The organism is Vibrio sp. CJQ_6, assembly GCF_043106745.1.
Taxonomy (GTDB): domain Bacteria; phylum Pseudomonadota; class Gammaproteobacteria; order Enterobacterales; family Vibrionaceae; genus Vibrio; species Vibrio furnissii.
Genome location: NZ_JBICMV010000028.1, coordinates 239,853 through 254,031 on the forward strand (window position 1 = coordinate 239,853; position 14,179 = coordinate 254,031).

Below are 14,179 nucleotides of genomic sequence, written 5' to 3' on the forward strand. Positions count from 1 at the left end.
GTTTCGATGAGTGTTTTTCTTACTTTTCTGCCCTAGAAAATGCTCGGAAGAAGTCGAACGTGAGCGAACACGAAGGTAAAACGATGAAAAAAAGTACCCTACTTAATGCCGACCTCTCTTATTTGGTCGCGACGCTTGGTCATACCGATGAAATCACCATTTGTGATGCGGGTTTGCCGATTGCTGAAGAGACACAACGTATTGATTTAGCCCTCACGCATGGGGTGCCCAGTTTTATGGACACCGTACGCGTGATCTTGTCGGAATCACAAATTGAAGGTGTGGTACTGGCGGAAGAATTTGCCAAAGTTAGCCCCGCACTACACGCTGCGCTGCTTGACGAGCTGAAAGCCGAAGAAGCACGTTGCAACAAATCCATCGCCATCGCTTACGTCTCTCACGAAGAGTTCAAAGCTCGTACTCATTACAGCCGTGCTGTTGTGAGAACCGGAGAATGCACGCCTTACGCAAACGTGATTTTCCAAGCTGGCGTGGTGTTTTAACGCCACGCTCACACTCGATTGAGGACTGATTATGACTCAACCAATTCTGGCTCTCAGCAACATTGAAAAAGCGTTTCCGGGCGTGAAAGCGCTGGATAAAGCGAGCTTGAACGTCTATCCGGGCCGCGTGATGGCGTTGATGGGCGAAAACGGCGCGGGTAAATCGACGCTGATGAAAGTGCTGACTGGCATCTATACCAAAGATGCTGGCAGCATCGAGTATCAGGGCCAACCAACCAGCTTTAAAGGTCCGCGTGATTCGCAACACGCAGGCATCAGCATCATCCACCAAGAGCTGAACCTGATCCCGGAACTGACGATTGCGGAAAACATCTTTCTGGGGCGTGAAAAAACCAGCGCGCTGGGGCGTATTCTGTGGTCACACATGTATGCCGAAGCCGACAAACTGTTGGCACGCCTGAACGTGAAACACAGTTCGAAAACGTTGCTTGGCGAGCTGAGCCTGGGTGAGCAACAGATGGTGGAAATTGCCAAAGCACTGTCGTTTGAATCCAAAGTGATCATCATGGATGAACCAACGGACGCGCTGACCGACACGGAAACTGAATCGCTATTTAACGTGATCAACGAATTGCGCGCGCAAGGGTGTGGCATTGTTTACATCTCGCATCGCCTGAAAGAGATTTTTGAGATTTGTGATGACATCACGGTGCTGCGTGATGGCAAATTTATTGGCCAGTGCCGCGTCGCGGACACCAATGAAGACGGCCTGATTGAGATGATGGTCGGCCGCAAGCTCGAAGAACAGTACCCACGCGTCGCCGTGAAACATGGTGACGTGTGTCTTGAGGTGATTGGTCTGACGGGCTCGGGTGTGCACGATGTCAGTTTCACGCTCAATCGCGGCGAGATCTTAGGGGTTTCCGGATTGATGGGCGCCGGCCGTACCGAGTTGATGAAAGTGATTTATGGTGCGCTGCCTTCTGAACGGGGCGTGATCAATCTCAACAACCGAACTATTAATCCCGTCAGCCCACAAGATGGACTGGCCAATGGCATCGCGTATATCTCGGAAGACCGCAAAGGCGATGGCTTGATCCTCGGTTTGTCGGTGAAAGAGAACATGTCGCTGTGCGCGCTCGATCAACTGACCAAAGGTGTGCAAATTCAGCACAGCGATGAAGTGATGGCGGTGGAAGATTTCATCAAGCTATTCAACATCAAAACGCCAAGTCGCGATCAAATCATCGGCAATTTGTCTGGTGGTAACCAACAGAAAGTGGCGATCGCCAAAGGGCTGATGACACGTCCCAAAGTATTGATTTTGGATGAACCGACCCGCGGTGTGGATGTCGGTGCGAAGAAAGAAATCTACCAACTAATCAACAAATTTAAAGCCGATGGCATGAGCATCATTTTGGTGTCTTCTGAAATGCCAGAAGTGCTGGGCATGAGCGATCGCATTCTGGTGATGCATGAAGGTCGCATTAGCGGAGAATTCGACGCGAAAGATGCCAACCAAGAAAATCTACTGGCGTGTGCCGTTGGCAAAACGCTGAACGAGGACGCAGCATGAGTACAAAAAGCATGACCAACCCAACCCAAACTGGCGGCAGAAAGCTGCTGAGTAAAGAGTGGCTGATTGAACAGAAATCTTTAATTGCACTGCTGTTTCTGATCGTCGTTGTCTCGTTTCTAAACCCGAACTTTTTTACCTTCGATAACCTGATGAACATTCTGCGTCAAACGTCGGTGAATGCGATCATCGCCGTGGGGATGACGCTGGTCATTTTGACCGCGGGCATTGACCTGAGTGTGGGTTCCGTACTGGCATTGTGTGGCGCGTTTGCCGCCAGCCTGATTGCGATGGAAGTGCCCGTGTTGGTGGCAGTACCGACGGCGCTGCTCGCAGGCGCGGTTCTTGGTGGGATCAGTGGCATCATCATCGCCAAAGGGAAAGTGCAGGCGTTTATCGCCACGTTGGTGACCATGACGTTGCTGCGTGGCGTGACCATGGTGTACACCGATGGTCGCCCTATTTCGACCGGTTTTACCGATACCGCGGATGCATTCGCTTGGTTTGGTACGGGCTACGCGCTGGGCATTCCTGTGCCGGTGTGGATCATGGTGGTGGTGTTTGCAGCGGCTTGGTATCTGCTCAACCACACGCGCTTTGGCCGCTATGTGTATGCGCTGGGCGGTAACGAATCTGCGACACGTTTGTCGGGCATCAACGTGGATCGCGTCAAGATTGGTGTCTACGCCATCTGTGGTCTGCTCTCTGCACTGGCGGGCATCATCGTGACCTCTCGTCTCTCTTCTGCGCAGCCAACCGCGGGGATGGGATACGAACTGGATGCGATTGCAGCCGTTGTTCTGGGCGGCACCAGCTTGATGGGCGGTAAAGGTCGCATCATGGGCACCCTGATTGGTGCGCTAATTATCGGCTTCCTCAATAACGCATTGAACCTACTCGATGTGTCTTCTTACTACCAGATGATTGCAAAAGCCGTCGTGATTTTGCTCGCGGTACTGGTAGACAACAAAAACAAGTAAACAGTGAAACCACCGGGTTCAGGGATTCCTGACCCGGTCCCCTACAATAAAGGACGATGAACATGAAAAAACTCGCAACTTTGATTTCCGCTGCGCTGCTGTCTACCACCGTTTCTGTGTCAGCACAGGCTCAGGACACGATGGCAATCGTGCTGTCGACGCTGAACAACCCATTTTTTGTGACCATGAAAGACGGCGCTGAAGCGAAAGCGAAAGAGTTGGGGTACAACTTGATCGTGCTGGATTCGCAAAACGACCCAAGTAAAGAGCTGTCGAACATTGAAGATTTGACCGTACGTGGCGTGAAAGCGATTCTGATCAACCCAACCGACTCCGATGCAGTCTCGAACGCGATTCGCATTGCCAACCGCTCGAACATCCCTGTGCTGACACTTGACCGTGGTGCAAGCCGTGGCACCGTGGTGAGCCACATTGCATCTGACAACGTGGTGGGCGGCGAAATGGCCGGTCACTTCATCATGGAAAAAGTGGGCGAAAAAGCCAAAGTGATTCAACTTGAAGGCATTGCCGGTACATCGGCCGCGCGTGAACGTGGTGAAGGCTTCATGAACGCAGTGAAAGGCAGCGAAATGCAACTGCTTGCCAGCCAACCTGCGGATTTCGACCGCACCAAAGGTCTGAACGTGATGGAAAACCTGCTGGCCGCGAACCCAGATGTTCAAGCCGTATTTGCTCAAAATGATGAAATGGCGCTGGGCGCACTGCGCGCAGTTCAAGCATCCGGCAAAAACGTGATGATTGTGGGCTTTGATGGCACAGATGACGGTATCGCTGCCGTGAAACGTGGCAAACTGGCAGCCACTGTGGCGCAGCAACCTGACTTGATTGGTGCGCTGGGCGTGGAAACCGCAGACCACATGCTGAAAGGCGAAACTGTGGATGAGTACATTCCCGTTCCGCTGAAAATTATCGCTGAATAAGTGTCATTTGCTGCTCTCTCCAGAGGCTCAGGAGAGAGCAGCGCCTTGCGCCACGCAGGTTGCGCAGGATGATACAGACAGCTTTGACGCTTTGCGTCTCGCGTGAGGCGTCAAATCTCTCTCTATTTCCGTTCCCAATCGATTTTACTCAAACTGAGGATAACCCTTATGAACAAGTTGGTGGTATTAGGTAGTGTCAATGCTGACCATGTTCTTCAAGTGCCTTCTTTTCCTCGCCCCGGCGAGACGCTGCACGGTCGCAACTACCAAGTTATCCCAGGTGGCAAAGGTGCCAACCAAGCGGTCGCCGCCGCGCGCTTAAATGCCGATATCGGCTTCATTGCCTGCGTCGGTGATGACTCATTTGGCATCAACATTCGAGAAAGCTTTAAGCTCGATGGCATGAACATTCGCGGCGTGAAAATGCAGCCGAACTGCCCAACCGGCATTGCGATGATTCAGGTCTCGGACAGCGGCGAAAACAGCATTTGCATTTCTGCTGAAGCGAACGCCAAACTGACCGCTGAAGCAATTGACCCCGATCTGCAACACATTCGTGACGCGAAATACCTGTTAATGCAACTGGAAACGCCGCTCGATGGCATCGTCAAAGCGGCGCAAGTGGCCAAAGAAGCCCGTACCAATGTGATTCTGAACCCTGCGCCCGCACGTGAACTGCCGGATGCCTTATTAAGTTGTGTGGATGTGATCACACCTAATGAAACTGAAGCGGAAGTGCTGACGGGCATCACGGTGACCGATGACGCGTCTGCGCAATTGGCGGCGGATGCACTGCATGGTAAAGGGATTGAAATTGTCATGATCACGCTGGGTGCAAAAGGCGTGTGGCTGAGCCAGAATGGCCGTGGCACGCTGATCCCGGGTTTCCGCGTTCAGGCAACGGACACAACCGCCGCGGGCGATACCTTTAATGGGGCGCTGGTCACTGGTTTGTTAGAGGAAATGCCTTTAGAATCAGCAATTAAGTTTGCTCATGCGGCGGCAGCCATTTCGGTCACTCGTTTTGGTGCCCAAACTTCCATCCCGAACCGTGAGGAAGTGGACGCGTTTTTGGCCGATCATTAATCAAGGAGACCATGACATGGCAACCATGAAGGATATTGCACGACTTGCCGGCGTATCGACGTCGACCGTCAGCCATGTCATCAACAAGACCCGTTTTGTCAGCGATGAAATCGCCGAACGGGTCAACAAAGCCGCGCAAGACCTCAATTACGCGCCGTCTGCACTGGCGCGTAGCCTCAAAATGAACCGCACCAAAACCATCGGTATGCTGGTGACGACCTCCACCAACCCGTTTTTCGGCGAGGTGGTGAAAGGGGTCGAACGCAGCTGTTATCACCAAGGGTACAACCTGATTTTGTGCAATACCGAAGGCGATCACGAACGCATGAAAGCGTCCATCAATACGTTGCTACAAAAGCGCGTGGATGGGGTGATTTTGATGTGTTCTACGTTGGCGGGCGAGCGGATCGACATGTTCGACCGTTACCCGGATATTCCGGTGGTGGTGATGGACTGGGGACCGATGCTGTTTGCCAGTGATAAGATTCAGGACAACTCGCTGCAGGGCGGTTATATGGCGACCAAGCACCTGATTGCCTGCGGCCACACACAGATTGGCTGTATCACGGGGCCGTTGATCCGCCAGCAGGCGCAAATGCGTTATGAAGGCTACAAGCGCGCCATTTTGGAAGCTGGGTTGGAGATCAATCCGCAATGGATTGTCGAAGCCGACTTTGAATGCGAAGGCGGCTACGACGCCATGAACGCCATGATTGCCCGTGGCCCGCTGCCGAGTGCGATTTTTGTCAGCAACGACATGATGGCGATGGGGGCGATTAACGCAGCCAATGAGCAGGGTTTGAGTATTCCCGACGATGTCTCGCTGATTGGTTACGATGACATTCACATCGCAAAATTCATGTCACCTGCGTTGACCACCATTCACCAACCGAAGTATCGTCTCGGCAAGGCGGCGGTGGAAACATTGCTGAAAAAACTCGACAAAGTGACCAATGAGCCGCAAGTGGTGCAATTGGAACCCACGTTGGTGGTGAGAAAAAGCGTGAAACTGCTCAACTAACCGTTTAACCGTTCAACCGTTCAACCATTCAACCGTTCTACGGTTCGCTCGTTTGAGGGTTGAGTAAGGCCTGACTTAACTGGTTCAACAGCGCGTTAGTCAGAGGGTGTGACGCTTTGGCAGACAGCGCGCAGATATCGGCGCGAATGGTTTCTTTCAATGCGACAAACCGCACGTGCGGCCAAGCTAAGTTGGCGTAACTGGCGGGCACAATCGACAACAATCCGCGGGTGGAAATGACCGCCAGCAGCGTATTGGGCTCCACCACTTCTTGTAAAATTGTCATCTCAAATCCCGCCTGTTGACAGTGCTGACGAATCAGCGCGGTCGAGGCGGAATTCTCTTGGCGCAGCATCACAAATTCTGCATCGCGCAACTCTTGTAGTGAGAGCTGCTTACGTGCTGCCAGCGCGTGCTGTGTTGGCAATGCGACCACCATTTTCTCCTGATACAAACTGCGCGCATGCAGCGGCGCGATCTGCGTGGTGTCGGCGTAACGCACCAGTCCGATGTCGATGTGGTGCTGCAGCAGCGCCTGTTTTTGTTTCTCTGGCGATAGCTCCAACAGATTGAGCGTCAAGGTTGGGTGAGTTTGCTGCAACTGATGCAGTGCATCGCCAAATCCTGCCCAGAAAATCGAGCTCATCAAGCCGAGATTCAAGGTCGCCTGCTCTTCGCGCGCACTTTGCGCCACGCGATTGAGCGAGGTTTCCAGCACGTCAAAAATACGCTCACACTCTTGATTGAGCTGTTTGCCCGCGGTGGTTAAGCGCACATTGCGCGTATCGCGTTCAAACAGTATCACGCCCAGCGCTTGCTCCAGCTCTTTAATCTGCGCACTGAGTGGCGATTTGGTGATGTTGAGTTGTTCTGCTGCTTGACTGAATTGTTGGCACTGCGCGACCTGATAGAAATAGCGCAGCATTTTCAATGTAATGCGTTGACTGAGTGGCAACATGACGGGGCTCTGATTGTGCTGAATAATCACATAATTGTGCCAAATTTTGCGATTTTGTCAGCACAGTGATTGCGTTAGAGTGATGCAAACAACATAACGAGGTGAACATCATGTCTGATCCGGTGAATCAAGCTCTGGAAACGATCTACGCGCACAAGCCTGGCTTCAAGCCTCAGGCTGCATTCATTCTTGGCTCTGGTCTTGGCGTGATCGCGGACGAGCTGGAAGACAAAGTGGTGATTCCTTACGAGGCGTTGGCGGGCTTCCCCGTCAGCACGGTCGAAGGACACTCTGGCGAATTGGTGCTGGGCACACTGTTTGGCACACAAGTGGTGTGCATGAAAGGTCGTGGCCACTACTACGAGCACCAAAGCATGAAAGTGATGACCAATCCGGTGCGTACCTTTAAGCGTCTGGGTTGTGAATTCATGCTGGTGACCAATGCTGCGGGCTCACTGCGCCCAGAACGCATTGATGTCGGTTCGCTGGTGGTGTTTACCGATCACATCAACACCATGCCGGAATCGCCAATGACAGGCCCGAATGATGACGCCTACGGTCCCCGCTTCTTTAGCCTCGCCAATGCGTACGATAAAACGCTCCGTGAAGAGACGCTGGCGGTGGCCAAGGCACAGAATATTCATCTCAATGAAGGGGTTTTTGTCTCCTACACCGGCCCGAACTTTGAGACCGCTGCAGAAATTCGCATGATGCAAATCATCGGCGGAGACGTCGTCGGCATGTCGGTCGTGCCGGAAGTGATCTCGGCCGCGCATTGTGGCTTGCCAGTGCTGGCGGTGTGCGCCATCACCAACATGGCCGAAGGACTGGGCGATGTGGCGCTGTCTCACGAGCAAACACTGCGCTGCGCAAAACTGGCGGAGAAAGACTTCATCACGTTGATCCAATCTTTTATGCGCCATCATTTTGCCGCGTAATCATCACAGATCGCGTGAAAACGAAAGGGACGATCCATGATCGTCCCTTTTTCTATCTCTAACCCACCGACTGTGCCGATGGGTTTTTGCTGACCTTGTTACATTCAGCGCAACGTCAGTTACTGATGGTTCAGGAATGACACCGCTTTGTCCGGGAAGTCGGTAAACAGACCATCGACTTTCACTTGGTTGTAGAACACATCCAGCATGCCATCGAAGTTTTGCGCATACGGTGCGATGCGGCCTTTATCGGCGCGGAAAGTATACGGATGCACCACAAGGCCAGCAGCTTTGGCTTCACCCATCAACGGTTTGATGATGATGTTGTCTTGGGTGCTCTTGTCGTCCACCAGCATCGGTTTCCAAGGGCCGATACCATCGGCGTATTGCGCGACTTGCTTCATGCCGCCCGGCTCAAACATCCAATCGTAGCTGTAAGGTGTCGCGGTATCGCCTTGATAGGTCATGGTTTCATTCCAGTCGGTGTAAGCCATCAACTGCACCAGATTGAGATCCATTTTCATCGATGGCAGCAGCTCATCGTGAATGCGTTTCAGCTCGTTGGCATCAAAACATTGCAGGTAGACTTTGTCGTCTTTGCTGTCGTAGCCGTACTGTTTGAGCACGTTCAATACCGCTTTCGAAATGTCTTTGCCCTCATGGCGATGGAACCACGGTGCTTTGATCTCAGGATAGATGCCGATGTCATAACCGAGCGATTTGTTCAGCCCTTGGATCAGCTCAATCTCTTCTGCAAAGGTGGGCACGGTAAAGCTCGATTTCCACATCGGGAAACGGTCGGGGAAGCCGGCTACTTTGTTGCCTTGGTCATCAATGTTGAACCCTTCGGTCACGCGTAGGCTTTTGATTTCCGCCAATGTAAAGTCGATGGCGTAGTAACGGCCATCAGCCCGTGCGCGATCTGGAAAACGTTCGGCAACATCGGTGACGCGATCGAGGTAGTGATCGTGCAGCACCACCAATTGGTCATCCTTGGTCATTACCACGTCTTGCTCGATGTAATCGGGTTTCATGCCGTAGGCCAGCGCTTTGGCTGCCAGCGTGTGCTCCGGCAAATAGCCCGATGCGCCACGGTGCGCGATCACTAAAGGGTTGCCGTACACACTGGCACTGCAGGCCAGAGAGAGCAGAGAAAGGGAAAGCATCTTGTTCATGTGGAATCCTTGTATTTTGTCGAGCGTGGTTAGAAAAAATCGCGCTCTGAATCGGGGGAAGAGCGCGATGAATGGGGGAGTTAACCACACCGAAATGGAGATAAAATGACACGTTCAAAAACGGGCACCTCAGATGTCGTGCCCGTTTTGCGTGAGGAAGCGTGACTTACGCGACGGCTTCCTTGGCTTCTTTTTCTGCTTTCGCTTTGTGGTGAGCGCGCTCGCCAATCAAAGCGTAAATCAAACAGATGATGGCCGTGATACATGAGCCGACGAGGATAATAAAGCCGCCGTCCCAGCCGAAGTGGTCCACGGTGTAACCCAGAATCGCGTTCGCTGCCACAGCGCCGCCGAGGTAACCAAACAGACCGGTCAGGCCAGCCGCAGTACCGGCCGCTTTCTTCGGAGCCAGTTCCAGCGCGTACAGACCAATCAGCATCACCGGGCCGTAGATCAGGAAGCCGATCGCAACCAGTGCTGCCATGTCAATCGCTGGGTTGCCAGCCGGGTTGAACCAGTAGACAAGAACGGCCAGCAGAACCAGTACCATGAACAGAATGCCCGCAGGTGCACGGCGACCTTTGAACACTTTGTCCGAAATCCAACCACACAGCAGTGTGCCCGGAATGCCCGCCCATTCGTACAGGAAGTACGCCCAAGACGATTTATCCACGGTGAATTCTTTCGCTTCACGCAGGTAGACTGGTGCCCAGTCGAGCACGCCGTAACGGATCAGGTAAACGAACGCGTTGGCAATGGCGATTGACCACAACAGTTTGTTCGAGAACACGTACTTAAAGAAGATCTCTTTGGCCGTCATCTCTTTTTCGTGTGAGGTGTCGTAATCGTCCGGGTAATCGTTTTTGTACTCTTCGATCGGTGGCAGACCACACGATTGCGGCGTATCACGCATGGTGATCCAGATGAAGACTGCAACCAGAACCGCGAAGAAGGCAGGCACGTAGAACGCAGTGCGCCAGTCGTCGTTGAACATCCACAAACCCAGCAGGAAGATAGGACCGATCAGACCGCCACCGACGTTGTGCGCGACGTTCCATACCGAAACGATTTCGCCCCGTTCTTTACGCGACCACCAGTGTACCATCGTCCGCCCACAGGCTGGCCAACCCATGCCTTGGAACCAACCGTTCAGGAACAGCAGGATAAACATGGCCGTGATACTGCCGGTTGCCCATGGCATAAAACCAAAGCAGAACATGACCAGTGCAGAACACAGCAAGCCTGCACTGAGGAAATAACGAGGGTTAGAACGGTCAGACACGCTGCCCATTAAGAATTTAGACAAGCCGTAAGCGATTGAAACCGCGGCCAGAGCGACACCGAGATCGCCGCGGCTGTAGCCTTGCTCGATCAGATATGGCATCGCCAAGCTGAAGTTCTTACGAACCAGATAGTAACCTGCATAGCCTACAAAAATACCGATGAAAAGTTGCCAGCGTAGACGTGTATAAGCGCCCTCAACCCGATCCGGCGATAGCCGTTCGATGTGAGCTTGTGGTTTGAAAATCCCAAACATTGGTGACCTCATTTATTTTGCGATGGTTTTGAAGTGCGAACGAGAAAAATTAGTTTCGTTCGAAATTTCGTGAATTGTTGTTCGAAAGTAATCTTATTTCTGTGATAAATGTTGCATGTGAATTAATTTGAACATAAAAACAAATGATTAGTTTGCAAAATTATTGAGTTGCTTCAAACTTTTTACATAAATTGTGTTTTAGTGAACGCTTATAAATGATTGTTTTTGCTCGAAAAGGCGTAAGTGAAGTGAGGGTATTTTGCTAAAAATACCCATTCGAAAGTTCGTAGCGGGGATAAACGGCGAAAAATTATTCGATGACGAAACCGCCTTTGCCGCCAGTTTTGGCTTTGTACATGGCCGCATCGGCGCGCGCTAACCAAGTTTCTTCAGACAGGTGCAGGGCATGATCAAGCAACGTTGCGCCAATACTGCAACTGCATGGAATGGCGTGGCCCTCAATCTCGACGCTGGCTGGCAGGCGATCGAGGATGCGCTGACACACTTCGCGCATGTTCGCGAGCGGATCGTCTAATTCCGTCAGAATGATGGTGAACTCATCGCCCGCCAGACGTGATACGAAATCTTGCGGGCGAATTGCATCTTGCAGCACGTGGGCGAAAATTTTCAATAAGCCATCGCCGATATGGTGCCCATAACGGTCGTTAGCCAGTTTCAGGCCATCCAAATCTAGAAACAATAACGCTGAGCCGTGCTGTTTATAGCGCAGTACATTGGCGAGCGATTTCATAAAAAAGCTACGGTTGGGCAGGCCAGTAAGCGCATCATGGTAGGCCTTAAATTCTAAGCTGCGCTGAAAGGCGCGCAGTTCAGTGACATCTTGACCGAAGATGTAAAACCCGCCGCAATTCATTTCATCCGGAACCAATTTAAGGTGCAAGACACGCAATTCGTTGGTGAAGAACAGCGTGTTGTCGAAGGTGACGGTTTCGCCTTGGCGTACGCGTTCAATAAACGGTGCACTGTGTGAAAACGATTCGTCGCCAATCAGGTTTTCGATGGTTTCACCAATCACCTGATCCAACGTGGTGTGAAAGTACGCTTCATAGGTTTTATTGGCGTACAGGTAACGGTTGTGCGCATCAATCTGGGCAATCAACACCGGCAAGCTATCGACAATGGTGTTGAGATGTACGTTCATGCGCGGGTTGAGTTGTCGGTTGCGACTGATATCTTCGATCACAAATGAGACGTGTTTTTTCTCGTTCTTGTCCACCAAGCTGACTTTGATGATGCACCAGTTGAGGGTGTCGGGCGTAAAGCCGTGTTTGATTTCAAAGATGTGCATGACCTGTTTGCCCTGCACCAAATCATCAATGATTTGGGGTACGCTCAATGGCAACGCGAGGTTCATCATCGGGGTGATGTTGTGCTGTTCGTGAAGATGAGTCAATTGGTGAAAACGCTCATTCGCGAGTTCGATCAGGCCATCGAGATCGGTAATCGCGATGCCGGCGGGGGATTGGTCAAAGTAGCACTGTTTCAGCTGATCCATTGGCGCATCCTGAAATGGGTCGTATGGCATAGGTCAATCACGTCGTCTTTGACGTTGTTTTTGAGGCGTCATCGAAGGACAAGATTGAGTTAAGTTTAATTGATTTACGCTCAGCGCCTGCATTCGTCGGATCGTGCGGCCTGTTTTCTCAAATTAATGTGAGCATATCGCTATAAAAATGTAACAGGAAAATAACATGTCTCGTATTTGGTATTAGTGTGACAAGGTATTGATAGAATTGATGTGTGTCAAGATGGCGACAAATTGCGCGTGTTACACCTTTGTTTACGACTCACTTCCGATAAATGAAGAACTTACTCAGCATGGCCGCGACCGAGAATAAAGATTATCCGGAGAATATCAGTTTTATCTCTACCACCCAGCCTTCCAGCCACATTACGTATGCCAACGAGGCGTTTTGCGATATCGCCGAATATTCACTTGATGATCTGCTGACGCAGCCGCATAACATGGTGAGGCACCCAGACATGCCCAAAGCGGCGTTCGAGCAGTTGTGGCATTACCTCAACCAAGGACACAGTTGGATGGGGATTGTTAAAAACCGCTGTAAAGGCCCGCGGCACTATTGGGTGTCGGCCTTTGTGACCCCGATAAAAGATGCCCAAGGCAACATCGTTGAGCATCAGTCGGTGCGCTCCAAACCCAGCAAAGAACAAATCGCGCGCGCCGAGGCGCTCTATGCCAAACTCAATCAAGGCGAATCGGTGTCCGTGCGACGTTGGCCAGTGATGCGCCTCATGCAAGGGGCCGCGTGGCTTGGCCTGCTGGTGAGCGCCGGTTGGATGTGGCAGCAACATGCTTGGTTGCCGGGTAGCGCGTTGTTGGGCATTCAGCTGAGTGTGTTGCTGGGGCTGAGGCACTTGCACAAACGCCATGCGCAGCTGTCTCAGTTGGCTCGTGAAGCGTACAGCAACCCATTGATGGAAAAAGTGTATACCGGTCATTGCGATGAATGCTCGCCAGTTGAACTGGCGCTGATGATGCGTAAAGCGGAGCTACGCGCTGTGGTGGCGCGTAGCAGCGAAACTTCGGGACAGATTCTCAAAGATGCGCAGCGTGAATTGGGCAATACGCGGGATATTGAGCAAGCACTGGTGCAGCAATTGCAGGAAACCGAGCAGGTTGCCACTGCGGTGGAAGAGCTAACGCATTCTATCAACGACATTGCCAACAGCGCCTCGGCGGCATCGCAATTGACTGAGATTGCTCAACACGATTCGTTGTGCGGACTGGCGCGGATCCGCGACACCGTGGTGCAAGTGAATGCGCTCGATAGCGAACTGGCCGACAGCCAGACCATTTTGACCACGCTCGCCAAGCACAGCCAGCAAGTGGAAACCATTTTGGATGTCATTTCGGCAATTTCAGAACAGACGAATTTGCTGGCACTTAACGCGGCCATTGAAGCCGCACGCGCTGGTGAATCGGGGCGCGGGTTTGCGGTGGTGGCGGATGAAGTGCGCCAACTAGCGGCGAAAACAAGTGCGTCAACCAGTGAAATACACACCATGATCGCCGAGCTGCAATCGCTCGCAACCCAAGCGGTGGCTTCCATGCAGCGTGGTTCAGCGCTCTCTTCGGCCTGTAAGCAAGCAGCCGATTCGACGGGTGGGGTGATTCAAGACATTGCGGCCAAGCTGGGACAAGTGACGCTTGAAAGCCAGCAAATCGCGGCGGCGGTGGAGCAACAAGCCAGTGCAACGCGTGAAATTACCGCCAATGCGGTCAACATCAAAACGCTGACGCAGCAGAATTCGGATGCATCGTCGTCATCGGTGCAGCGCACGCGTCATCTGGTGCACAATCTCGAGCAACTGCAGCGGTTGATTCATCAGTTTGAGCGCCACTAACTTGAGCGCCATTAGCTTGAACACGATTAACAGCTGATGCCGTGAGGGCGTTCCCACGCGGGGACGTGCGTTGGCAGGCAAACAGGGTGAGCGTGTTACTCACCCTGTTACCTGAA

The 14,179-nt window shown here is 52.3% G+C and carries 12 protein-coding genes; 8 read left to right on the forward strand and 4 right to left on the reverse strand.

What is annotated here, in order from left to right:
• Nucleotides 1–83: 83 nt before the first annotated feature.
• The 6 genes from rbsD (at nucleotide 84) to ACF8PK_RS15980 (ending at nucleotide 6,068) form a co-directional block, all read left to right on the forward strand.
• The gene (rbsD, locus tag ACF8PK_RS15955) at nucleotides 84–503 is read left to right on the forward strand and encodes a D-ribose pyranase (protein WP_055465188.1); all 420 of its coding nucleotides are present in this window, start codon (nucleotides 84–86) and stop codon (nucleotides 501–503) included.
• Between the two features lie 31 nt (nucleotides 504–534).
• The gene (rbsA, locus tag ACF8PK_RS15960; protein ID WP_004727177.1) at nucleotides 535–2,040 is read left to right on the forward strand and encodes a ribose ABC transporter ATP-binding protein RbsA; all 1,506 of its coding nucleotides are present in this window, start codon (nucleotides 535–537) and stop codon (nucleotides 2,038–2,040) included.
• A complete protein-coding gene (rbsC, locus tag ACF8PK_RS15965) occupies nucleotides 2,037–3,020 on the forward strand; it encodes a ribose ABC transporter permease (RefSeq protein WP_014258007.1) in 984 nt (327 codons plus the stop codon). Before rbsA ends, rbsC begins: the two co-directional genes overlap by 4 nt.
• Nucleotides 3,021–3,082: 62 nt before the next feature.
• Complete coding sequence (rbsB, locus tag ACF8PK_RS15970) at nucleotides 3,083–3,961, forward strand: ribose ABC transporter substrate-binding protein RbsB (RefSeq protein ID WP_004727175.1); 879 nt, start codon at nucleotides 3,083–3,085, stop codon at nucleotides 3,959–3,961.
• Between the two features lie 168 nt (nucleotides 3,962–4,129).
• Complete coding sequence (gene rbsK, locus ACF8PK_RS15975; RefSeq protein WP_154179297.1) at nucleotides 4,130–5,047, forward strand: ribokinase; 918 nt, start codon at nucleotides 4,130–4,132, stop codon at nucleotides 5,045–5,047.
• A gap of 16 nt (nucleotides 5,048–5,063) precedes the next feature.
• On the forward strand, nucleotides 5,064–6,068 hold the full coding sequence (locus ACF8PK_RS15980; RefSeq protein WP_014258009.1) for a substrate-binding domain-containing protein: 1,005 nt from the start codon (nucleotides 5,064–5,066) through the stop codon (nucleotides 6,066–6,068).
• 37 nt (nucleotides 6,069–6,105) lie between these two features.
• Here the strand turns inward: ACF8PK_RS15980 and ACF8PK_RS15985 are convergent, their stop codons facing one another.
• Nucleotides 6,106–7,026 carry a LysR family transcriptional regulator gene (locus tag ACF8PK_RS15985; RefSeq protein WP_392442345.1) on the reverse strand — a complete coding sequence of 307 codons (921 nt, stop codon included), beginning with the start codon at nucleotides 7,024–7,026 and terminating at the stop codon, nucleotides 6,106–6,108.
• Between the two features lie 107 nt (nucleotides 7,027–7,133).
• Between ACF8PK_RS15985 and xapA the strand changes: the two genes are divergently transcribed.
• Nucleotides 7,134–7,964, forward strand: coding sequence for a xanthosine phosphorylase (gene xapA, locus ACF8PK_RS15990; RefSeq protein ID WP_172475442.1), 831 nt, complete (start codon nucleotides 7,134–7,136; stop codon nucleotides 7,962–7,964).
• Nucleotides 7,965–8,083: 119 nt separating this feature from the next.
• On the opposite strand, the gene glpQ is transcribed toward xapA, so the two are convergent.
• From glpQ to ACF8PK_RS16005, 3 genes are all read right to left on the reverse strand, one after another.
• Nucleotides 8,084–9,139, reverse strand: coding sequence for a glycerophosphodiester phosphodiesterase (gene glpQ, locus ACF8PK_RS15995; RefSeq protein ID WP_392442348.1), 1,056 nt, complete (start codon nucleotides 9,137–9,139; stop codon nucleotides 8,084–8,086).
• Between the two features lie 166 nt (nucleotides 9,140–9,305).
• Complete coding sequence (gene glpT / locus ACF8PK_RS16000; protein ID WP_004727169.1) at nucleotides 9,306–10,676, reverse strand: glycerol-3-phosphate transporter; 1,371 nt, start codon at nucleotides 10,674–10,676, stop codon at nucleotides 9,306–9,308.
• A 310-nt stretch (nucleotides 10,677–10,986) separates the two neighbouring features.
• Nucleotides 10,987–12,192, reverse strand: coding sequence for a diguanylate cyclase domain-containing protein (locus tag ACF8PK_RS16005; RefSeq protein WP_392442350.1), 1,206 nt, complete (start codon nucleotides 12,190–12,192; stop codon nucleotides 10,987–10,989).
• 305 nt (nucleotides 12,193–12,497) lie between these two features.
• Here ACF8PK_RS16005 and ACF8PK_RS16010 point away from each other — a divergent pair, with 305 nt between their 5' ends.
• Nucleotides 12,498–14,063: a PAS domain-containing methyl-accepting chemotaxis protein gene (locus ACF8PK_RS16010; RefSeq protein WP_154179286.1), complete on the forward strand. Its 1,566-nt coding sequence runs from the start codon at nucleotides 12,498–12,500 to the stop codon at nucleotides 14,061–14,063.
• Nucleotides 14,064–14,179 lie beyond the last annotated feature (116 nt).